Origin of the sequence: Paenibacillus sp. FSL R10-2734 (genome assembly GCF_037963865.1) — a bacterium.
Taxonomy (GTDB): Bacteria; Bacillota; Bacilli; order Paenibacillales; family Paenibacillaceae; genus Paenibacillus_AQ.
In genome coordinates this window covers 6,069,439-6,092,445 of sequence record NZ_CP150170.1, presented here as the reverse complement: position 1 = coordinate 6,092,445, position 23,007 = coordinate 6,069,439, and the positions used below count along the sequence as shown (strand labels likewise).

Genomic DNA, 23,007 nt, shown 5'->3' with positions numbered 1-23,007 from the left:
GTTGTGGCAAAGCAGAGGAGAAGAAACGTTCATCTTTTTCGCTCCATTAGCTATGAAATATTTATATTGTTATTAGTGACAATCGTAGGCTTGGTTTCGGCCGTAGGAATATATTCTTATTATGAATCTAAGAAGATTATAACAAACGAAGCAGCTGCTACGAATTCCGAAATTATACAGCAGGCTAGTCAAAAATTAGATATCGTATTAGAAAAATATGAGAATATTCTTTATCAAATTGAGTTGAATTCTGGACTTCATCCTGCTATTTCAGACAAGGAGGCTACTGCTGATCAGCTAAAAGCTATAAACAATATACTGCATTCTTACATCGCGAATGATATCAATATAGTAGGAGTCGCCCTGATTCCTAAAGATGAAACCAGACCGATTTACCATACTAGCACAATAAACACTCCAACAAGCGCTATTCAAGAAACTGCTTGGTTTAAGCAAGTAGTTGAAACCCCTAGCTATGTGACTTACATCCCCACGGAAAATACAAACTTATTAAGCAATGAAGAGGTTAGAACCTTCGGTTTGGCTAAATCCATGAATGATTCAACGAGATCTTCAACTCATGTATTGTTAATTGAAATAAATGTAAATATTTTTAAGACTAACTTAAAACTTCAGCTCTCTAAAGACAGTAGCTTGCTTTTATTAAGTGAGAATTATGATCCAGTCTACTCTAGTGTACAAGAGCTTGAAGATACTTCATCTTTATTTAAATTAGAGGACTTGTCTGCTTCCGGTAGTTTGATCTCGAAGAACAATGTAGGGGAGAAAGTGTTAGTATCTCATGATCGATTAACGAAAAGTAGATGGTACTTGATTAATATTACACCCGTAAGTTCGCTTGAGGAGAAGGCTAAAGCGATATTTTACATAACCGTTATTATCATAACTGTTGCTATTCTATTCTCCATTTTGATAGGAATATTTATGGCTAGAAGAATAGGACGACCGCTTAAATCCCTAAGCTATTTAATGGAATTAGGGGCAAGTGGCGATCTTACTGTAACAATGGATTACAAGACGAAAAACGAGATTGGTAAGTTAGCTAGTGGGTTCAATGAAATGATGTCAAATATCACCACTTTAGTGAACCAAGCTAACAAATCAACTCAGGATGTACTGGTTGTGTCTGATTCTTTGAAAACTTCATCCAGCTTGACCAATCAATATGCTAAAGAGATTGCAGTAGCCACTGCTGAAACAGCGGAAGGCTCCTCTAGCTTAGTGATTCAGGCAGAATTCGGACATACGTTAGCAATCAACATAGGAGCTGCTGTTTCTGATGTCATATCCGTTACGGAAGAAATGAATTTATTTGCTAACAGAGTGGAGTACGTAAATGAGGAAGGTGCTCAACATCTTTCAGTGCTTTATGCTAAGAATGCAAAAGCAGAAGAGATGATAGGATCACTAGTAACCAAAGTATCTAGCCTAAAAATGAACATACACTCGGTAGGCCGTATTTTAACACTTCTTGACTCCATGGCGAAGCGAACAACCATACTTTCTTTGAACGCTTCCATTGAAGCTACAAGAGCAGGAGTAGCAGGAAAGGGATTCATGGTAGTCGCTGACGAGGTAAGACAGTTGGCTCTTGAATCTAAGAACTCCATTGAGGTCGTACACGATATTAATACTACCCTACTACAAGGGATCATAGAAACCGAAGATGCTCTTTCCGAAGCTTACCCGATATTTAAAGAGCAGACGCAATCCGTCAATGAGGTGAATATTGTATTATCTAAAGTGCAAGAAGAGATGAATCAGTTTCTGTCTGAAATGAAATTAACCAAGCACTCTATCGAATTATTAGAAGAATCTCAACAAAAGCTAACAGAAGGAATGAGTCGTGTTAAAGCAGTAGCAGAGCATTCATCATCAGCTTCACAAGAAGTAGCTGCTTCTACTACAGAGCAACTAAGCATCAGCGGAAATTTAACTACATTATCTTCGGAGCTACAGAAAGTATCTTTTTCGTTACAGGAAACCCTTTTTAATTTCAAAACGAAGTAAACCGAAGAGGACAACGGTGATTAGTACCGCAGTCCTCTTTTTTGTTTGTGTTACTTCCTAATGAATCGATTGGTCCAAGAGTACCCAATCCGAAATGAATATAAATACTACTATGTATACTTCATCCATTTCAAAGAGGTGATTATGTTGAAAAAGCAGATAGTATCCACTAAGAAGCGAAGTCTTCTGTCGGCTCAAACCATTAACTTCGCAGTCATTGGCGATAGTCACGTAGGGTACGGGAATAGCTCAAGCATTTTTAAAAATCTTTTACCAAAGGTAGTAGGCAGCGGGAATAAGAGATTTATTATTTTTGGGGGAGATAACACACAAGCGGGGGCTAATCATGGGAATAATGCAGACGCTTACTACAAGGATTTCAAGGATACGGTGACAAGCACGCTCGGGAATATCCCTTATAAAGCGTCGATAGGAAATTGGGAGGCAAGTACCCAGTCCTTATTCACGCAATATTTAGGCGCAGTTGAAGGGAAAATGAATTTCCCAGGGACACAGGGCAAGGTGAAGTATGTATGGCTTAATTGTGCTCTTGGAAGGTTCACGCCGGGCAGTATCACTTTATTAAAAAATTTAGATGAGAAGTATTACTATATTATTGATTTTCATTGGCCTTTAAAAGTGAGCGGGATCACGGTAGATTCTAACCATGTATTAAGCGCAGCGGAGACTGCTAAGTTTTTTGCGGCTATTCCTGCGAAGGTGAGAGATAAAGTACTGGCAATTTTCACGCATCATGGACATCTGTTTTACCGAAAGCTTACCAATATTTATCCGGGTTATACCCAAACGAAATTCTTCGTGTGCGGATGTTCTGGTGATTATAAATGTAAGCCAAATGGTGATCGGGGATTCTATAATGCTACATTGACCATCAATGGGTCTGCCGTTAATGTAGATGCTTTTAAGGTAGCTGTTACTTAGTAAAGAAGAGGACACTGTGAAAACAAAACGCTAATTTTCGAGATAAAACCGAGAATAGCGTTTTTCTTTTATTAAGAATAGCGCATTCACAATGAAGTCACAGGAAAATAGTTAGCAAGCAGGATTATTTAATGTATTTGTATAATATTTTATATAAGTGTTAAATAAAACATTATGGAGGGCTACCCATGAAAATACTATTATTCAATTCGTTAGAACAGGCAGGGGTGTCGGCTTATGGTGTAGAGCGCATACGTACAGCAGCCGCGCAAATGGTTGAAGACAACATCACACCGGCACAAGTTATTGTTGCTGCGAGAAGGGGGATAGTGCTAGTCCATCAAGCGAACGGGAAATTCGGTCCAGAGCCAGGCGCAGCGGAATTATCTGTAGATGCCATATATCCGATATGCTCCATAACAAAATTGTTTACGGCAACCGCTATTATGATGTTAATGGAACAAGGGAAGGTAGGTCTAAACAGACCTGTTTCTGATTACATCCCCGAATTCATAGGTGAAGGCAAAACAAAGGTATGCGTACATCACTTGTTGACACATACCTCTGGCTTGGATGGTGAAGTCATTTGGCAGAATGGACAGACGAAGCAGGAACAAGGGGACTACCCTCCTCACGAACCTAATCAAGATCCAGATCAGCATAAGTACTTGTATGGTGGTTTTGATGCACCGCTTAGTAACGAACCGGGTACGGTCATGTCTTACTGTGGATATGGTTATGAGCTGTTGGGTGAAATCATCCGGCGTGTTAGTGGACAAGCTTATGATATATTCGTAAAGGAAACCATTTTTAAACCGCTTGGGATGGAAAATACATATTATCGTGTGCCGATGGAAGTACGAGACAAAGTAGTTAGACGTGCACCAGAGGCAGCGTGCGCGGAATGGGTAGACAGCGAGTACAATTTGAATTCCGTATCTGCTGGGGGAGGCGCTTACTCCACGGCTATTGACTTGGCTGTCTTTGGCCAGATGTTTCTTAACGGTGGGCTTTATAACGGAGTACGATTCCTTAGTCCGGTAACAGTAAAAGAAATGACCCGTAATCAGATCCCAGGCGTATCCTCACAATATAGAGACGAGGTTTTTCCAGAAGCATATTGGGGGTACGGATGGGCGATTAACGGCATGAAGCGTGACGGTGGAGATTTGTTCTCTCCAGAAGCTTATTCACACTGGGGTGCAGCAGGTCCTTTCCTATGCGTTGATCCGATTTATCAGACAGTTACGGTTCATTTATCCGTAGAGCTAGATCACCAGAAGCCATTTAAAAATATGTATGTTGATTATTTCAACAATACTGTTCTGGCAGCAATAACTGATCTTTAATCCTCTATTTAGATTTTTTGTCATGTTACCTATACCTAAAGTGTGCTTTCCCAATTTCTTCTGAATTGCTTAGGGGTGGTGCCGGTATATTTCTTAAACACTTTGGTAAAATAGCTCTGGTCGTTGAAGTGTAGCCTGGTAGCGATATCCGATAAGCTAATACCCGGTAATTCGATTAACCGTTTGGCTTCTACAATTCGCTCTAATTGAATAAAATCACTGATCGTGAAGCCTGTTTCCTTCTTAAATAATAGGGAAAGATAGCTTTTGTTCAATCCTGCGACTTCAGCTAGCTTATCCAAGGAAAGTTCCTCATATAAGTGATTAAAAATATAGTTCTGACAGAGGGCCACGGTGCGCGAGAATTTCGCCATCCGGCTCTCTTTGACATGGTCTGCGAAATCGCATAGTGCATTAAGAATGGCATGATCTACAGCGGGAATATTTTTTAGTTCTTCGATATGCTGGATATGAAAGTCGCTTAGGGTATAAGAAATCTCCCAATACAGTCCTCCATCAATAGCGGCTCGTGTAGCGAGTGTAATACAGGAGATCGCCAGATTCTTTTTGTTGCGTAAATGGCTCTTCTTGGAGAGGACTCCATAATTGTCTTCAGAGAAGGTTGCTTGGACACGAAGTAGCTCAGCTTTATTTCCATTTTTGATATGGTGAAATAAAGCTTTTTCCAGCATGGGTTCGTGGTGCAGCCATGTATTCTCCCGTCGAAAGGAAACATCCAAGTCCAAACTGCCTGCGGGAAGCTGTTTATGTTCAAGGGTTCGGACGTCGAGTAGTAGTTCGCTAAGGGATAACGTCTTTCCGGTGACGAGCGAGTACAGCAGCATAGCGGTATGGTAGAGTCTCATTTTATTTAGCACGGTCAAGCTGCGGTAGTATTTCATCCAGTGCTCGTGAAGTCTGAGTGGAACCTCATGGTCGCGCATCAGACTGGTCATATTGTCCTCTGAAAGTTGAGTATACAGTGTAGGACCGATCACAATGCTTCCCCCGTTACTGCTGTCTGAGGGCAGATGGAGAAGGATATAATTCTCAAGAAAATTAGTGGTGCGAATAATCGGTATAGAGGAATTTGAGCTATCGTGATTAGAATTGTTCTCGCTTTTAGTAGAATCTGCAATTTCTGAAAGCAGCTCATTGATGTTATGAACCCATGGGGCGCTCTCCGAAGAGGAAGGCAGCGCTAGCTCGATTCTCCGATTGGAGTCCAGCAGAAACACAGGAATTTGCAGTGATTCATACAACACTTTACAGATATATTGAGCATCTTCATGATCGTCCAATGATCTATCATTTTTTCAGCCCCCTCACCCAACCAGAATACCAAAAATACAATAATAATGCCATAAATACAAAATGAAGTAGATTAAAATGGGGATAGATACATTCAGAGGAGGTATTTTTATGAAAACCAACATTCATGAACTCATATCACAAATGACCCTTGAGGAGAAAGCAGGACTCTGCTCAGGGCTTGATTTCTGGCATACTAAGGGCATTGAACGACTCGGAATCCCTTCTTTAATGGTAACGGACGGACCCCATGGTTTACGTAAGCAAAAAGAGAGCGCCGATCACCTCGGACTCAATAACAGTGTACCCGCGACTTGTTTTCCTTCGGCAGCAGGGATGGCTTCTTCCTGGGATCGGGATTTAATCGGACGTGTAGGTAAAGCGCTCGGGAAAGAGTGTCAAGCAGAGAACGTCGCTGTTCTGCTCGGACCGGGAACCAATATTAAGCGCTCTCCATTGAACGGTCGTAACTTTGAATATTTTTCGGAGGACCCTTATCTTTCTTCGGAGATGGGTGGGAATCATATTAATGGTGTGCAAAGTGAAGGGGTAGGCACCTCGCTCAAGCATTTTGCTGCTAATAATCAGGAGCACCGGAGAATGTCTGTTGATGCCGTTATTGATGAGCGGACGCTACGGGAGATTTATCTGGCTAGCTTTGAAGGTGCAGTTAAGCAGAGTCAACCATGGAGCGTGATGTGCTCTTACAACCGGGTAAACGGAGAATATGCTTCAGAGAGTGAATTTCTTCTGACTAAGATTCTTAGAGAAGAATGGGGCTACGAGGGATTCGTCGTTTCCGACTGGGGTGCGGTCAATGAACGGGTGAAGGCACTGCAAGCAGGGCTGGAGCTGGAAATGCCGTCAACCGGAGGAATTGGTGATGCTAAGATTGTCGCAGCGGTGCAAAGTGGTGAGCTGGCTGAAGAAACGTTAAACCTTGCAGTGGAACGGTTGCTTACATTTGTTTTTAAGGCGGTAGAGAACCGTAAAGATAATGCTTCATTTAATGCAGAAGAGCATCACCGTCTGGCTCGTGAAGTGGCGCGGGAGAGCATGGTGCTCCTTAGAAATGAGGATCATATTTTACCACTGTCTAAACAAGGAACGATTGCGGTCATAGGTGAGTTTGCAAGAAATCCGCGTTATCAGGGTGGGGGCAGCTCACATGTGAATCCGACTAAATTGGACGATGCTTTTGAAGAGATGAAGGCTCTTGCAGGTTCTGCCGAGCTACTATACGCGCAAGGATATGAACTAAACCATGACGGGATTAATGAAGTTTTGCTACAAGAGGCAAGGGATACAGCGGCAAAAGGGGATGTAGCCGTATTGTTCCTTGGACTTCCAGATAACTATGAGTCGGAGGGTTACGATCGCAGCCACTTGTCACTTCCAGAGAACCATAAAGCGCTGATCAATGCAGTGGCTGAGGTGCAAAGCAATATCGTTGTCGTACTCAGCAATGGTTCACCAATAGAAATGCCTTGGATCCATAAAACGAAGGGGATTCTTGAAGGTTATTTAGGTGGTCAGGCTTTTGGTGGTGCAGTGGCAGATTTATTGTTTGGAGAGGTCAGCCCAAGCGGCAAACTGGCAGAGACCTTCCCGATGAAGCTTAGCGACAATCCATCCTTTCTTAATTTCCCAGGTGAAGGGGATACAGTAGAGTATAAAGAAGGTTTGTTTGTAGGCTATCGTTATTATGATAAAAAAGAGCTTGAACCACTATTTCCTTTCGGCTTCGGTCTTAGCTACACAGAGTTTCAATACAGCAATTTGAGCATCTCCAAGAGCAGCATAAAGGACACTGAGACCGTTCAAGTTACGGCTACCGTCAAAAATACAGGTGCTCGCGCAGGAAAAGAAATTGTTCAGCTCTATGTTAGGGATGTGGAGAGCGGAGTGATCCGTCCACTTAAGGAACTAAAAGGCTTCCAAAAGCTAGAGCTTCAGCCTGGTGAAGAACGAGAGGTTTCTTTTGAACTGGATAAACGTTCCTTTGCTTATTACAACGTCAACATTAGCGATTGGCATGTGGAAAGTGGAGTTTTTGACATTGCTATCGGTTCATCTTCGCGGGATATTCGTCTGACTGCTTCTATTGAAGTGGAATCGACTACGCCGCTTGCGTTGCGTTATCACCGCAACAGTACCATCGGTGACTTGCTAGACAATCCACGTACGGCAGAACAAGTTAAGAAATTCAGTAGTATTTTTGGAATGGAAGGTGCGATGGACGATAATCCAGAAATGTTCATGGCGATGATGAAATATATGCCGCTACGGGCGCTGGTTGGGTTCGGGCAAGGGAAATACACGGAAGAAGATTTAGCCAAGGATCTGCAAGAGTTTAATGCTTTGGCTGTAGAGTAGAATTCGGGATTCATTGAAAAGAACAGCCGTAAAAAGAGACTCTTCTATATAAATAGAGGAGTCTCTTTACTGTTAACAATTTAGATAAATAGGTTATGACTTGATTGGTCGGCTTGGCCGAGGTAATAACCTACCCCGCCGATTCCAACGCCGTCGATTAGTTCTTCGCGGGTGATGCCCATAAGATCCATAGACATTTGGCAAGCGACGATCTCGACGCCTTGGTCAACAGCCATCTGAATCAATTCTTCTAATGAAGAGACATTATTGTTCTTCATTACAGAGCGAATCATCTTGGAACCCATGCCCATCATGTTCATATTTGAAAGCGTCAATTTACGGCTGCCGCGTGGCATCATAGCACCGAACATTTTGCCGATGAAGTTCTTGTTCACAGGCACTTTCTCATCCTTGCGGATAATGTTCAGGCCCCAGAAGGTAAAGAACATGGTAACCTTTTTACCGCTGGAGGCTGCTCCATTGGCAATGATGAAGGATGCGATCGCTTTATCCAAATCACCGCTGAACACTACCATCGTGCTTGCGTTGTTTGTTTGGATTGCTTGCACACCTGCTCCGGCGGCGGCTGATGCTGAATCCTCGGTAATTCCTTTGCGCAGATAAGCTTCAATCATACCAGTAGGCAGCTTCGTTAATTGCAAAAGCGTGTTCTGGGACATGCGAGCCCATGCCTTAATATCTTCGAAGAATCCTGGATCGGATGCCGTTACCTTCAAGATTTGTCCGTCCAGAAGCGGATCCATACTCATCTTGACTTGAATCAGTGGCCCTGGGCAGCATAGTCCGCAGGCATCAAGCACGGAATCAGGTGTTAGATCCAATTCTTGCTTGACTGGGGGTGAGACTGGTGCGCTAGAGATGGACGCGGAAGCTGTAGTTGATTCGATAACAGTAGCTGTTCCAGCTCCAATTGTCCCAGTCCCCATTTCCGCCGGTGCTACTGTTGCTGCAATTTCTTTACGGGCCGCTGAATGAACTGCGTTTGGCGTTAAGTCATCTTTTTTAGGCGAATATTTGCTCAGTTGGTACGTCTTATAACCACCAGTCAGATTCTTCACACGGAAACCTTTTTGCTGCAAAATCCGGGAAGCGGTGTAGCCTCTAAGTCCAACTTGGCAATACACCCAAATTTCTTTACTAGGATCAAGCTCGGCTAGACGACCACGTAGATTATCTACAGGGATGTTAATGGAGCCTTCAATATGACCGTTGGCATGCTCGATTTCCGAACGTACGTCAACCAAAATGGTATTGTTCTTATCGCGACCTTCTAAATCCTTAGGAACGAATACTGTGGTCATGCCTTTCAAAATATTCTCAGCGGCAAAGCCAGCCATATTCACCGGATCTTTAGCGGAAGAATAAGGAGGGGCGTAAGTAAGCTCCAATTCTGTTAAATCAGTGACCGTACCTCTGAAGCGAATCACTGTAGCAATATCGTCGATACGTTTATCTACGCCGCTATAACCAACAGCTTGTGCTCCGAGCACTGTACCTTTTGGATCAAAAATCAGCTTCATAGATATCGGAGTTGCCCCAGGATAATAGGTTGCATGAGAGCTTGGATGTACATAAATCACGTGATAAGGTAAGCCTAAGCGTTGTAGTGTTTTTTCATTATTACCGGTAGAAGCACCTGTGATTCCAAATACTTTGATGATGGAGGTTCCTTGGGAACCCTTGTAAGTAGTGCCTAAACCACTAACGTTGTCCGCTGCAATCCGTCCTTGCTTATTGGCAGGGCCTGCTAGTGGAATGGCGGTTTTAGTTCCGTTTACGAAATCAACCACTTCAACCGCGTCACCTACAGCGTACACTTGATCCAGATTTGTCTCCATCCGTTCATTGACCACAATATGGCCGCGAGGACCGAATTCTAAGCCGCTGTCCTTCAAGAAAGAGGTGTCAGGCGAAACGCCGATAGCTAGCAGGACCATGTCACTTTGAAGTACAGTACCACTTGCTAATTGAACCTGAATCTGTTCTCCAACCTCGGCAAACCCTTGGACCATATCCGAAAAAATAAGATTAACGCCATGCTCATCAAGCTCTTTTGCCAAAATAGAAGACATTTCACTATCGAATGGAGCTAGGATTTGCGGCCCCGCTTCAATTAACGAAACTTCGAGTCCAGCTTCTCTGAGGTTCTCGGCCATTTCAACACCGATAAATCCGCCTCCGATCACAACGGCTGAACGAGTGCCTTCCGCTTCGACTTTAGTTTTGATTTTGTCAGTGTCGGGAATGTTGCGCAGCATGTGGATTTTGGAACTCTCGATACCAGGCAAATTCGGACGAATCGGTTTAGCACCTGGCGATAAAATAAGCGCATCGTAGCTCTCTTCATAGGAGCCTTTTTCTTTACTTTCTACTCGTACTTTCTTGTTCACAGGGTCGATAGACACCACTTCACTTTGAATCCGAACATCGATGTTAAAACGGTTATACATCGCTTCGGGTGTCTGTACCAGCAGCTTGGAACGGTCCTGAATGGAACCTCCGATATAATAAGGCAGTCCGCAGTTGGCAAAAGAAATGTACGGATCACGCTCAAACATTACGATATGAGCCTCTTCATCTAATCTCCGAAGTCGAGCGGCTGCCGAGGCACCTCCTGCAACTCCACCGACAATTAATACTTTTTTACTCATAATAATTTATTCCTCCCCTAAAAATAACTCAATTAGATGTTTGATTTTCTCGTCTTTAACAGAATAGTTAATTTCAAGTCCATGACGTTCGGTTTCAACAATGCCAAGTGATCTAAGCTTCTGTAAATGCTGGGATACCGTAGATTGAGGAAGGTCTAGACAGTCCTGCATGAAGCTGACGTTGCAGCTGCCTTTTTTAAGTAGACCTTTAATGATGCACAAGCGAACTGGATGAGCCAGCGCTTTTAATGTTTCGGCGGTTTGATTATAGGCTTTAAAATTATTGTCCATGGTAATGAGCACCTCGATTTACAATATCCTTATATCGTAATATTATGATATAGTGATATGAAAATCAAGTTTATTTTATTTATGTGAAGGAGAGATGATCAATGTCTTTTAAAATTTCCAAGGAAATAACCCCTCAGCAAGTGGCGGAACGCCTGAAGAATGGAGAGGCTCTTACAATGCTAGATGTACGCGAACTAGCGGAATGGGTGGAGGGACATGTTATCGGTGCTAAGCATATTCCACTCGGTCAGCTATTAATGCGTATAGATGACCTGGATCCTAATGAAGAGACGATTGTGATGTGCTTAAGTGGTGGGCGAAGTGGACTGGCTTGTGAGCTGCTAATTGAGAAGGGTTATAACGTTGTGAATATGACAGGTGGGTTAGGCGCTTGGACTGATGATTTTTTGGTACGGGAGTAATAGCGCGATGTTACGGTTCATACTGATTGTACTATTAGTAATAACTGTTGTACGGGTCCTGCGTTACGCTTGGCCTGTCCGTTCACTCTCTTATGTGGAAGCTCGCGAGGCACACGAATTAGCAGATCAATCACAAGTTATGAAAATGCTCGATGTCAGGGATGCCGTTGAATACCAGGAGGACAGTATCCGTGGTTCGATAAATATATCGTTAGGGCGGCTAGCCTATGTGTGGCAGCACTGTCTTTCGTCAGACGACTCCGTTCTAATTCTTGCAGGGAGTTACTATAAAAGAAACAAAGCCGCAAGAATTCTCTATAAGCAAGGATTTCGTAAGTTATATGCGGTAAATGGTGATTTTTTACGGAACAAAATAACGCTCTCCGATATTTCGGTGAAAGGGTGCGAAGGATAATGGATTTAAGTTCAATATTTTCCCGTCTCGGATTTGGTAATAGCGCAAGTGTAAGGACGTTGAAGGTGGCAGAGTTTCGTAGCGAAATGCAGCAATCTAAAAATAAGCTGCTGATCGATGTTCGTGAACCGGAGGAATACAAGAGTGGATTTATCCCGGGAGCGAAAAACATCCCGCTATCTCAGCTAGAGCAGAGGCTAGGCGATATCCCGAAGGATCGGGATGTCCTGCTCTACTGCCGCAGTGGCATGCGAAGCAAGAACGCAGCGCGGATCTTGGGTAAACATGGGTATACTCGGCTTGCACATTTGCAGGGCGGGATAAGTAGCTGGGATGGGAAGTTGAGTCGGCGGTAGGGTTTGGGGGGATAAAAGGGGAAGTCTAGATTACTCTAATGAGGTTATTCTAGCTGATCTCATTCTAACTGAATTCACACTAACTGAGGCTACTTTAGCAGAACTACTCTAGCTGAACTTACTGTAAATGAGCTTACTGTAACTGAACTGCTGTAGTATGCTAACTTTTGCTGAACTTACTTAGCGCACCATACTCAAACCAATTTGCTTTTTTGCTGGATAAGTAATTGTTAGCTGGATAGGCATCGTGGTAGAGTGTAGAGTACCATTGACATCATCAGAAAGCGAATACTATACTTTTGAGTAATAGGACGAAGCACGTCCCGTACCCATATTTGGGTGCGGGATTTTTTTATGCCAAGGAGGAGGGTGACGTATGGGATTTACGGAGGAGCATAGTCGTTGGGTCGAAGATCATATTAGTCGAAGAACGGGAGAACGGCGTGGGAGGTTGGAGCGGGGACATGGGCATGGTGAGCGAATGTTTGTGGAAAAGGTATGGTGGCCCATGATGGGGCATTTCAATGATTTTCATCCTGAATATGAAGTGGCAGATTGGCGCAGCAAGCCCTATTTTGTTGATTTTGTGTGGAAGCCGGGGCAAGTTAAGTTTGCGTTTGAAATAAAAGGGTACGGCCCTCATGTGCAAAATACAGACCGAACGCGATACAGGCAAGAGCTGAATCGAGAGACGTATCTGCAAATTGCGGGTTACCGGGTGGTGGCGATTCCTTACGATGACCTGGAGGCGAATCCAGAACTTACGATTACTTTGTTAAGACCATTGTTGATGCCTTATCTTGCATTGAGGGCGGAAGAGAAGATGGATTTTAGCAGACTGGAGCGTGATATTTTGCGGATTGCGGTACGTTCGAACGGGTGCATTCGGCCGGTTGATTTGGTGAGGGAGCTTGGGATAGATCTTAGGACGGCTAGGAAGTATATGAGGTCTCTTTGTGAGAAAGGAAAGTTCAATCCGGTAGTTTCTCAGGTAAGTGGGAGGGTTTGCAGATATGAATATGTTCATTCTTTTAGGGACATCCACCTATGGTGAATGGACGGTATAATCCATGGAGTTAAGGCGAGAACCGAGCAAATGAGCGGTATAAATCCCGCAGAATAGGGCTGTGGGACGGAAAGCGAGCAAATGAGCGGTATAAATCCCGTAGATTGGGGCTGTGGGACGGAAAGCGAGCAAATGAGCGGTATAAATCCCGTAGATTGGGGCTGTGAGACGGAAAACGAGCAAATGAGCGGTATAAATCCCGTAGAATAGGGCTGTGGAACGGAAAGCGAGCAAATGAGCGGTATAAATCCCGTAGAATAGGGCTGTGGAACGGAAAACGAGCAAATGAGCGGTATAAATCCCGTAGATTGGGGCTGTGAGACGGAAAACGAGCAAATGAGCGGTATAAATCCCGTAGAATAGGGCTGTGGGACGGAAAACGAGCAAATGAGCGGTATAAATCCCGCAGAATAGGGCTGTGAGACGGAAAGCGAGCAAATGAGCGGTATAAATCCCGCAGAATAGGGCTGTGGCACGGAAAACGAGCAAATGAGCGGTATAAATCCCGCAGATTAGAGCGGCATAGGTGAATTGGGCGAAAGAGAGGCAAGAATCCCCTAGATATCGTCCCCCACCCGCCCCGCCAATCAATCATCCCCGTTCTAACTCGCATCCCACTAAAGGAGATGGCGACTACCCCACCCCAAAATCTCTAATTATGACCTGATTTTCACTTAGATTGTTAAGGTGTTACTTATCGACCTAATCTTCTATGATTATGTTGATAGACCAGATTTGTGTTTAACATAGACAACAACCTTGAGAACATATGAAACCGCTATCAACTTGAATCGAAGGAGCGATTTTGATGGAAACAGTGGCATCTAAATATCCATTTCAACAGATTGATTTACCTCTAAATGAACGAGTGCAGGATCTGATCTCTAGATTAACGCTTGATGAAAAAGTAAGCCTGATCCCCCAGTATCAAGCTGCCATAGAGCGTTTGGGCGTTGGAGCCTATAAGCATGGTACAGAAGCGGCGCACGGAATTTCCTGGCTTGGAAAAGCGACTTCTTTTCCGCAGCCAAGTGGACTGGCTTGTACCTGGAACCCGGAACTGATGAAGGAAATTGGTTCAGCTATCGGAGATGAAGCAAGAGCATTTTACAAAAAGAATCCAACGGTGAATGGCCTGACGTTATGGGCGCCAACGGTGGATATGGAGCGTGACCCACGTTGGGGCAGAACGGAAGAAGCTTACGGTGAAGATCCGGAACTGACTGGACAACTCAGCACCTCACTTGTGCAAGGGATTCAAGGTGATCACCCCGTTTATTTGAAAGCGGTCGCAACGCTTAAACACTTTCTAGGGAACAACAACGAGATCGAACGCGGGAACTGTTCCGCCAGCATCGACCCAAGAAATATGCGCGAGTATTATCTGGAAGCGTTCAAGCCTGCTTTTCAAGAAGGTGGCGCACAATCCATGATGACCGCCTATAACTCGGTGAATGGTGTACCTGTTATTCTTCATCCGGCAGTAATGGATGTGGTCAAAGGCGAGTGGGATATGGACGGCTTTATCGTCAGTGATGCCGGCGATTTATTCGGGATTGTGAAGGATCATAAGTATTATGAGTCTTTTGCACAATCGATGGCAGAATCTATCAAAAACGGAATTGACAGCGTAACAGAAGAAACCGAGGAAACGATCAAGGTTCTTCATGAAGCACTGAACCAAAGCCTACTAGCTGAGGAAGATCTGGATCGTGCGCTAACTAACACGTTTAGAGTTCGCTTCCGTCTGGGAGAATTTGACCCGGCTGAAGGAAACCCATACACAGCAATCGACGATTCCGTTATTCTTAGCAAAAAGCATGCCGAACTTTCCATGGAAGCTGCCAAACAATCCATAGTGCTGCTGAAGAATGAACAAGCGACATTACCACTAAGCAAGACCGAATTGAACAAAGTAGCGATTATTGGTCCGCTTGGCGATGAAGCTTTCAGAGACTGGTATTCCGGCACATTACCGTATGGAGTGACTCCACTTCAGGGTGTGAGTAAGAAGCTACCTGGCAAACAAGTTACTTTTGAGAGCGGCGCAGATCAAATCATTCTTACCTCAGCAGCAAATGGTCAAGCCATCGGAATTACCGGTGAGGACGGAAGATTGGCTGTACAGCATGACACGGCAGAGCACGGAGAAATGTTCCAACATACGGCTTGGGGCTGGACCAGCAATACGCTGAAGGCGACAAGTCGGGGACAGTATGTGACTCTAAATGATGCAGAGAAGCTCACAGCATCTGCTGACGAAATCTACGGTTGGTTTGTAAAAGAATCCATAAACATCGTTCCGGAAGCTGAAGGTACAGTATCCTTACGGACTTGGAATGACAAATTGATCTCTGTGAATGCTGAGGATGGCACGTTGCAGGTTGCTGATCAGGACGCAAATGCGGATGCTCGTCTTTTCAAAAAGAACATAGTAACTAACGGCATAAAAGCTGCTGTAGAAGCTGCCAAAGCTGCTGAAGTGGCCGTGGTTTTTGTCGGTAATCATCCACTTCTTAATGGTAAAGAAGAAATCGACAGACCCGATATTGTGCTTCCAGAGGAGCAAGAGCGTCTGGTCAAAGCAGTCTATGAAGCGAATCCGAATACAGTGGTAGTTATTGTCGGCAGTTACCCGATATCTTCCACTTGGATTGACGAGAATATTCCGGCAGTTCTATATACTTCCCACAGTGGACAAGAGCTGGGCAATGCAGTTGCAGAGGTTCTTTTCGGAGATTACAGTCCTTCTGGCAAGCTGAATATGACTTGGTTCCGTTCTGTGGAGCAGCTGCCTGAGCTGATGGATTATGATATTATCAAAGGCAAAAGAACCTATATGTACTTTGATGGAGAGCCATTGTATCCTTTTGGTCACGGCTTAAGTTACGCCCAAACTTCCTATAGCAACCTAAATGTAAGCACCAACGATCTGCAACAAGACGATACGCTTAACATTTCCGTTCAAGTGGATAATACGGGAGCAGTCGATGGGGACGAGGTTGTACAGCTATATGTGCAGGCTTTGAATTCCCGGGTCAAACGTCCAATTAAACAATTGAAGGGTTTTGAAAAAGCGAGCATCGCCGCAGGTCAATCGCATACAGTAGAGTTTACTCTACCAGTCTCCGAGCTGGCATTCTGGGATGTTACACGTGAGCAATATTGCGTCGAAAATGGAGAATACGCGATTCTGATCGGCCGTTCTTCAGCTGATATCCAATTATCCGCCCAAATAACTGTTCAAGGGGACATCATCCCATCTCGTAATCTGTACAATAACACCAAAGCAGAGAATTATGATGACTACGAAGGCGTATATCTGGACGAATGCAAAGCAGGAGGGGCTTCTATACATCCGGTAAAAGAGGGCGCATGGATCGCTTTTAACGATGTATTATTCGATCATGGAGCAATAGCATTTGAAGCTGTGGTATCCTCTGCAAAAGGTGGCAGTATCGAGATCAGAACTGGAAGCCCAGCTGGGAAACAGGTTGGATCTGTGACTGTTCCTTCTGGTAGAGTTCTGCAACAGTGGAGCACATTGACTGGTGAAGTATCCATAGAGTCTGGTACTACCGATGTTTATGTAGTCTTTAACGGTGAGGTGCTTCTCAGCCGAGTTCAATTTAATCAATAATAGATGACCTTTGATCCTGGGATGGAGTGTGAAATATGGAGTGCTTGGGATGTCGGATTGCTAACGGAATTGAGGAAGGCGATGGATTCGCTTGGAGTGAACCACTACACCCGCACGGTGCTGAGAATTTTTTAAGTCAGACTCAAGCAAAGATTCTTAGTGTATTAAAAAGGCAATAAACATAAAAAGGGCACTCCTGAAGCAATATCAGGGATGCCCTTTTCCTTTTGTTATAGAGTAACGCACTAATCACATCCGCCACCGCCACCAGAATCTCCTCCACCGAAATCTCCCCCGCTACTGTGCCCGCTATCCCCACCCCAGCTATTCCCGCTGTCATGTCCGGAATGGTGATGGGAGTCGCCTCCGTGTTGGTGTTGATGTTGATGCTTTTGGGAGTGATTAGAGTGATTAGAGTGATTCGGGTTATTTGTATCCAGCAGATCTGGATGGCTAGCAGCCATAAAAGACATGCTGGCGGCATCATCACGTCTATTTCCCTTAAATCTGTTGCTGTTCGAGCTTGAACCATTACGAACTACGGACTGTATGATAATAAAGACAACAACTCCAATAAACAGTATCCCAAAGACCATTATCGATCGCCCCTTCCAGTCGCTCGTTATAAGCTGTATTCCCTTAAATTGTACCATGATATTGAATAACTGGATTTAAAGATTTGAAAATCAACGGCTAGCTGCTTTGATTAGAAACTCAAGATTTCGATAAAAGACACTGCCAAACGTCCAGTGAAGGTACGGCTCAGGAATTTCTATATGATTCACGTCCATACCAATATTATCGAGAATCATCTGATTACTAATGCTAATTAAGTCATTTATATATTGTTTTATAAGATATTTCTTTATCGCTAACGAAACTTATGAAATAATAGCCTAATAAGTGATTTTGTAATCTTGTACATATTTTGGGTTTTGGTCTACGGATTTTCAAAACAACATAATAGGATGGTAATGATATGCTAGATCTGCGTCATAAGATAGGTGGTTGGTTCCAGCAGTTGACCTTAAAAAATAGAATCGCACTCCTATTCGCGGCAAGTGCATTGATTCCGTTTGTAAGTACAGTGTTATTGTCCTATAATGCGATGTCTTCAATATTGTTAAGTAAGCTGGATTCAGGCGTGAACAGTAATCTTAAACAAGTCCAATTGTCCCTTGAAAGCGCCTACAATAATTTAAATACTGTCACCCAGCAGTTATCGATTCAAAGTAGCACAGGGTATAAGCTGCAACAATTGATACTCTCTCATGAGGAAGCGGAACAGCAACAGCTATCTACAGAGATTCAAGAAGAGTTAAGCTTACTGACGTTTACCAACCCGACGGTCGGACTTGCATTATATTATGATGCCAATGAAGGGAAAATAATATCTGAGAGTACATCGGTTAAATCTATTTTCTCTATTGATGATTTGACATCGGTAATTTCGGATCGATATGGTGTTTTAGATTTTGCTCCACATCTTAGCTATGAACGATATAGCAATGAAAAAGTCGTCTCCGCACTTAAAAAAATTGAAATTCCGGGTCGAGATAACATTTATATCTATGTTGAATCTGCGTATGATTTGACGAAGAGTATTCTGGATAGTCGAATTTCACTCCAATCATTTCATCTCATTCTGGATAGCTCTGGAAAAGTAGCTTTTAGTGAGGACGAAAATATATTTAAGCATGGAGAGCAGTTCCTCACTCTGCAAGAGAAAGATGTGTCTGGACAGAGGAAAGGCTACTATTGGTTTGAGATAACAAGCACTCAAGGGTGGAGCATCATTTCTCTCGTTCCGAAAGCAAGCTATAATTACGAACGCGATAAATGGGTCATACAAATCTTCTTAATTTTTCTGCTGTTTGTTGTCGTGATAGCGCTCATCTCTCTTTTATTGTGGAAGATGATCTATCATCCTCTACGGGAATTTAATCGAGAAATTAAATGGATGTCGATCGGGCAATTTCATCGGCAGTCTGCTGTTACCCATATTCCAGAGTTTGATAGTCTGCTTCTGCAATTTAGCGAGATGAAGATTCAAATTTCAGAGCTTTTTACAGAAGTAGAGATGAAAGAAAAGAAAAGGGCAGATCTCGAAATTGAAAAGCTGCTTTATCAGATCAATCCACATTTTCTGATGAACACGTTGGATACGATTCATTGGCTTGCTGTTATCAATGGACAAGATGAAATCGATCGACTGGTATCGTCATTGAATAAGCTACTCTTCTACAACTTGGGGAAGCTTGGTGAACAATCAACGATTCGAGAAGAAATCGATTCTCTCAACCAGTATTTACTGCTACAGCAAATACGATATAACTTCAAATTTGACATGAGGATCAAAGTAGATGAGCGGGTTATGGATGTTTTAGTTCCACGTTTCATATTGCAACCTATTGTGGAGAATGCACTCTATCATGGTCTTAATGATAAAGGAAGTATTCAAGTAGAGGTCAATCGTCATGATGAGGATATCGTCATCTCCATTGCAGATAACGGATCGGGTATTTCAGAAGAAGAAATAAAGAGATTACTTACGGAGGAACAATCCGATTTCAGAAAGGTTGGAATGGGTATTGGTATGAACTACGTGAAGAGAATGATGCAATCCTATTACGAGGGACGGGCTAAACTGGATATCGAGAGTGAGCTAGGCATAGGAACGACCGTTTATTTAACGATTCCGTTTCTTGAGAAGGAGGAAACGAAATGATTAATGTGCTAGTCGTAGATGATGATAACCTTGTTCGAAGAGGTCTGATATCTGCCATGCCATGGAGTCGCTTCGATATGCAAGTTATAGGAGAGGCTAGCAATGGGGAAATGGCATTAGAATTTATGGAGAACCATTCAGTTGAGCTGCTAATGACGGATCTCTCGATGCCTGTTATGTCGGGTCTTGAACTGATGAAAGCGACGAAGGAAAGATTCCCGGAAGTATTTATGATAGTGTTGACGCTCCATCAAGATTTTGAATTTGTGCAGGAAGCGCTTAGGTTAGGAGCCATTGATTATATCGCCAAAATCCAGTTGGAGCGGGAGCACTTCGAAGAAGTGTTAGGTCGTATCCACAGCAGGCTGTTGCACGAGCGGGGCAAAGGAGTCGACACTATTAGTAGTAACCATCGGCTTGACACATTCGTTTCTGATGTTGGTTATATCATTTATTCTTCCTTGGAACAGGCGGATACGCAGTGGGAACAAGCTATGCTAGGCACAGGAGAATGGATAGAAATTTATGGTAATTGTTGGTTCTGGCAACCTGATGCGGTTAAAGCTAATAATGAGGTGTTAAAACGTATTCCAACCCCTCGGGACTGGATGATTGTTAAAGTCGAAGGGCTTCAAGGAAGAGAACGGTCAGATGTATTTCGCATATTACGTCGTGATAGTCATAAACATTTTTTTTATCTAGACGCCATAGAAAACGATATGATTACAGCACATATGGATAACATGGACAAGGCTCCCATTGTAATGAATGAAGAAGTCCTTGCAGCTCAAATGTCTGAGTGGCTGAATTTTAACTGGATGCGAGATAATAGCCTACTGCGTCAGCTTTTACAGGAGCTAAAAGCACTGCAATTGTCCGTTCCAAGACTAAGTAGATTTATGATGGAAATCTCTTCAGAGTGGAATAAATGCTATAGTTCAGCGGTTTCTTCAAATGCTTCCATGCCTGGTCCATTTATGCATTGGAATGAATGTGAAGGTTGGTTTATTAACTTAAAGAAATCCGTCTCGGACGAAATCGGATCTCAATATTCTAAAGAGGTCGTGAATTGCATCATGGTAGCCGTTCGAATCGTTCACGAAGAGCTAGGTCAACAGGTTTTTGCAGTGGACGTAGCCAAAAGAGTCAACATGAGTAGAAGTTATTTTAATCAATGCTTTAAAGATATCGTAGGTCGTTCGTTTAACGAGTTTGTACAGCAGGCTCGGATTGAAAAAGCAAAAGAATATTTAATGCGTACGAATCGCCCAATTGTTTGGATTTCTGAACAGATAGGGTATTCGGACGATAAGTATTTTAGTAGATTATTTCGCGAGCAGACTGGCAAAACGCCAAGCGAATTTCGACGAGGGGAACAGTAAATGTAAGCGATTTTATAAAGAGTAGATTCATGACCGTAAATAGGGTAGAGTGGTGTCCGAAGATGGATAATTATCGGACACTACCCTACCCTTAGTTCTGCCATCCCTCTAATTAAACTTCTCTGATTGCGTGTTATTCTTTATCTATCATAAATCGCAATCATCATGAAACACGAAAGAGGTGAGGGTCATGGGGAATCCGTTTGTAAAGAGGTTAATTAAACACCGAGTGTTGCTGCTAATGCTATTACCTGCAACACTCCATGTTATCTTATTTGCTTACATTCCTATGGGCGGTGTTGTACTAGCATTTAAAAAATTTCAATACTCTTTGGGCATATTTGGAAGTCCATGGGTTGGAATTGAAAATTTCAAATACTTCTTTCTCTCAGGCGACGCCTGGCATGTTACTCGTAATACTATTCTGTACAACCTGGCATTTATCTTAATTGTAACCTCCATGCAAATCATTACTGCAATTTTTTTAAGTGAAATTGGTTCGAAGTTTTTCAAGAAAATCGCACAGTCCGTAATGTTCCTTCCGTTCTTCATTTCTTGGGTAATCGTTGGTTCTATCGTGTATAACATTTTCAACTTTGAGCATGGCATGCTGAATAGTACACTTGCACTCTTTGGAGTAGATCCTGTCAATGTATATGGCGATGCTGGAATTTGGAAATATCTTATTGTGTTTTTTAAATTGTGGAAGGAATTGGGATACGGTACGGTTATTTACTTAGCAGCTATTATTAGCATTGATCCTGAAATGTATGATGCTGGAAAAATAGATGGTGCGAACTTGTTCCAGCGTATTCGCTACATTATGCTCCCAAGCATATTGCCAATGATCATTACGTTATTCTTACTATCCGTTGGTCAGATTTTCCGTGGTGATTTCGGTTTATTCTATCAATTAATTGGAGATAACGGGGCGTTATTCGCTCAGACGGATATTATTGATACTTTTGTATTCAGATCACTACTTAAGTCGTCAGAAATCGGTATGGCAGCGGCGGCAGGCTTCTATCAGTCGGCGATGTGCTTCTTAACCATATTGCTCGTCAACTTTATCATCAAGAGAATTAACAGTGATTATGCATTGTTTTAAAGTTAGGGGGAGTGTTTATGGTGAGAAAAAACTTGGATGAAAGAATATTTAATGCGGTTGGTTATCCTTTCGTCGGAATATTAGCAATTATTTGTTTCATACCCTTTCTACTTATTTTGGCTTCATCTTTTTCAAGCGAGCAATCGATTATTCAACATGGATACAGTCTTTTTCCAAGAGAATTCAGTTTAGAAGGATATAAACTAGTATTCGAAAATCCAGAGTCGATTCTTCGATCTTATGGTGTAACGTTGCTTGTTACCGTGGTTGGAACGGGTTTAGCTGTCTTCATTGGACTGATGACAGGATACGTTCTGCAAAGGCCTGATTTTGAATGGCGTAACAGGTTCTCATTCTTCTTCTTCTTTACCACACTTTTTAGTGGAGGACTGGTTCCCTATTATATTATGTGTGTGAAGTACTACGGATTAAAAAATTCAATCTGGGCGTTAATTCTTCCTTCGCTAGTTTCGGTATGGAATATCTTGCTGGCCAAAGGCTTCATGAGAGGCATTCCCTTTGCTATTGTTGAATCAGCCAAAATAGACGGCGCGGGTGATATTCGAATATTCATCCAGCTGATTCTCCCGCTTTCTAAACCTGTTGTGGCTACATTAGGGTTATTTACAGCCTTAGGTTATTGGAATGACTGGTACCACGCCATGCTCTTCATATCCGACGATAAACTATATCCATTGCAATATTTTCTCTATAAATTGCTTGGTGATATTCAAGCGATTCGCTCTATTATGGAGCAATCAGGTGAGTATATAGCCTCTTTCCCGGTCGAATCATTAAAAATGGCGCTTACCGTTGTTGTTACAGGACCAATTATCTTTCTCTACCCATTCGTCCAGAAATACTTTGTGAAGGGCCTAACGATTGGTGCAGTCAAAGGGTAACTCTGATTATTGAACT

At 43.0% G+C, this 23,007-nt stretch carries 18 protein-coding genes; 13 read left to right on the top strand and 5 right to left on the bottom strand.

What is annotated here, in order from left to right; genetic code table 11:
- The first annotated feature begins 3 nt into the window (after positions 1 to 3).
- From NSS67_RS26340 to NSS67_RS26330, 3 genes are all read left to right on the top strand, one after another.
- On the top strand, positions 4 to 2,031 hold the full coding sequence (locus tag NSS67_RS26340; RefSeq protein ID WP_339316690.1) for a methyl-accepting chemotaxis protein: 2,028 nt from the start codon (positions 4 to 6) through the stop codon (positions 2,029 to 2,031).
- A 144-nt stretch (positions 2,032 to 2,175) separates the two neighbouring features.
- Positions 2,176 to 2,973 carry a metallophosphoesterase gene (locus NSS67_RS26335; protein ID WP_339316689.1) on the top strand — a complete coding sequence of 266 codons (798 nt, stop codon included), beginning with the start codon at positions 2,176 to 2,178 and terminating at the stop codon, positions 2,971 to 2,973.
- A 188-nt stretch (positions 2,974 to 3,161) separates the two neighbouring features.
- The gene (locus tag NSS67_RS26330; RefSeq protein ID WP_339316687.1) at positions 3,162 to 4,322 is read left to right on the top strand and encodes a serine hydrolase domain-containing protein; all 1,161 of its coding nucleotides are present in this window, start codon (positions 3,162 to 3,164) and stop codon (positions 4,320 to 4,322) included.
- Positions 4,323 to 4,357: 35 nt separating this feature from the next.
- On the opposite strand, the gene NSS67_RS26325 is transcribed toward NSS67_RS26330, so the two are convergent.
- Positions 4,358 to 5,623, bottom strand: coding sequence for an AraC family transcriptional regulator (locus NSS67_RS26325; protein ID WP_339316685.1), 1,266 nt, complete (start codon positions 5,621 to 5,623; stop codon positions 4,358 to 4,360).
- A gap of 121 nt (positions 5,624 to 5,744) precedes the next feature.
- Between NSS67_RS26325 and NSS67_RS26320 the strand changes: the two genes are divergently transcribed.
- Positions 5,745 to 8,009 (top strand): glycoside hydrolase family 3 C-terminal domain-containing protein, encoded by a 2,265-nt coding sequence (locus NSS67_RS26320; protein ID WP_339316684.1) that lies wholly within the window; start codon positions 5,745 to 5,747, stop codon positions 8,007 to 8,009.
- A gap of 80 nt (positions 8,010 to 8,089) precedes the next feature.
- On the opposite strand, the gene NSS67_RS26315 is transcribed toward NSS67_RS26320, so the two are convergent.
- Both NSS67_RS26315 and NSS67_RS26310 read right to left on the bottom strand, forming a co-directional pair.
- A complete protein-coding gene (locus NSS67_RS26315; RefSeq protein WP_339316683.1) occupies positions 8,090 to 10,681 on the bottom strand; it encodes an FAD-dependent oxidoreductase in 2,592 nt (863 codons plus the stop codon).
- Between the two features lie 6 nt (positions 10,682 to 10,687).
- Positions 10,688 to 10,972, bottom strand: a complete 285-nt coding sequence (locus tag NSS67_RS26310) for a metalloregulator ArsR/SmtB family transcription factor (protein WP_339316682.1) — start codon at positions 10,970 to 10,972, stop codon at positions 10,688 to 10,690.
- Positions 10,973 to 11,073: 101 nt separating this feature from the next.
- Between NSS67_RS26310 and NSS67_RS26305 the strand changes: the two genes are divergently transcribed.
- The 4 genes from NSS67_RS26305 to NSS67_RS26290 all read left to right on the top strand — a co-directional run bounded on the left by NSS67_RS26305 (position 11,074) and on the right by NSS67_RS26290 (position 13,219).
- Positions 11,074 to 11,394, top strand: coding sequence for a rhodanese-like domain-containing protein (locus NSS67_RS26305; RefSeq protein WP_339316681.1), 321 nt, complete (start codon positions 11,074 to 11,076; stop codon positions 11,392 to 11,394).
- Positions 11,395 to 11,401: 7 nt separating this feature from the next.
- Entirely contained in the window at positions 11,402 to 11,809 is a 408-nt protein-coding gene (locus NSS67_RS26300; RefSeq protein WP_339316680.1) for a rhodanese-like domain-containing protein, read from the top strand.
- Positions 11,809 to 12,165: a rhodanese-like domain-containing protein gene (locus NSS67_RS26295; RefSeq protein ID WP_339316679.1), complete on the top strand. Its 357-nt coding sequence runs from the start codon at positions 11,809 to 11,811 to the stop codon at positions 12,163 to 12,165. Before NSS67_RS26300 ends, NSS67_RS26295 begins: the two co-directional genes overlap by 1 nt.
- 376 nt (positions 12,166 to 12,541) lie before the next feature.
- Positions 12,542 to 13,219: a winged helix-turn-helix domain-containing protein gene (locus NSS67_RS26290; protein WP_339316678.1), complete on the top strand. Its 678-nt coding sequence runs from the start codon at positions 12,542 to 12,544 to the stop codon at positions 13,217 to 13,219.
- On the opposite strand, the gene NSS67_RS26285 is transcribed toward NSS67_RS26290, so the two are convergent.
- Positions 13,211 to 13,822: a hypothetical protein gene (locus NSS67_RS26285; RefSeq protein ID WP_339316677.1), complete on the bottom strand. Its 612-nt coding sequence runs from the start codon at positions 13,820 to 13,822 to the stop codon at positions 13,211 to 13,213. The genes NSS67_RS26290 and NSS67_RS26285 overlap by 9 nt on opposite strands.
- A gap of 217 nt (positions 13,823 to 14,039) precedes the next feature.
- On the opposite strand from NSS67_RS26285, the gene NSS67_RS26280 reads away from it, so the two are divergent.
- Positions 14,040 to 16,871, top strand: a complete 2,832-nt coding sequence (locus NSS67_RS26280; protein ID WP_339316676.1) for a glycoside hydrolase family 3 C-terminal domain-containing protein — start codon at positions 14,040 to 14,042, stop codon at positions 16,869 to 16,871.
- 245 nt (positions 16,872 to 17,116) lie between these two features.
- On the opposite strand, the gene NSS67_RS26275 is transcribed toward NSS67_RS26280, so the two are convergent.
- The gene (locus NSS67_RS26275; protein WP_339316675.1) at positions 17,117 to 17,467 is read right to left on the bottom strand and encodes a hypothetical protein; all 351 of its coding nucleotides are present in this window, start codon (positions 17,465 to 17,467) and stop codon (positions 17,117 to 17,119) included.
- 383 nt (positions 17,468 to 17,850) lie between these two features.
- Between NSS67_RS26275 and NSS67_RS26270 the strand changes: the two genes are divergently transcribed.
- The 4 genes from NSS67_RS26270 to NSS67_RS26255 all read left to right on the top strand — a co-directional run bounded on the left by NSS67_RS26270 (position 17,851) and on the right by NSS67_RS26255 (position 22,991).
- On the top strand, positions 17,851 to 19,599 hold the full coding sequence (locus tag NSS67_RS26270) for a histidine kinase (RefSeq protein ID WP_339316674.1): 1,749 nt from the start codon (positions 17,851 to 17,853) through the stop codon (positions 19,597 to 19,599).
- Positions 19,596 to 20,981 carry a helix-turn-helix domain-containing protein gene (locus NSS67_RS26265; RefSeq protein ID WP_339316673.1) on the top strand — a complete coding sequence of 462 codons (1,386 nt, stop codon included), beginning with the start codon at positions 19,596 to 19,598 and terminating at the stop codon, positions 20,979 to 20,981. Before NSS67_RS26270 ends, NSS67_RS26265 begins: the two co-directional genes overlap by 4 nt.
- Before the next feature lie 190 nt (positions 20,982 to 21,171).
- Positions 21,172 to 22,089, top strand: a complete 918-nt coding sequence (locus tag NSS67_RS26260; RefSeq protein WP_339316672.1) for an ABC transporter permease subunit — start codon at positions 21,172 to 21,174, stop codon at positions 22,087 to 22,089.
- A 17-nt stretch (positions 22,090 to 22,106) separates the two neighbouring features.
- The gene (locus NSS67_RS26255; protein WP_339316671.1) at positions 22,107 to 22,991 is read left to right on the top strand and encodes a carbohydrate ABC transporter permease; all 885 of its coding nucleotides are present in this window, start codon (positions 22,107 to 22,109) and stop codon (positions 22,989 to 22,991) included.
- Positions 22,992 to 23,007: the final 16 nt, after the last annotated feature.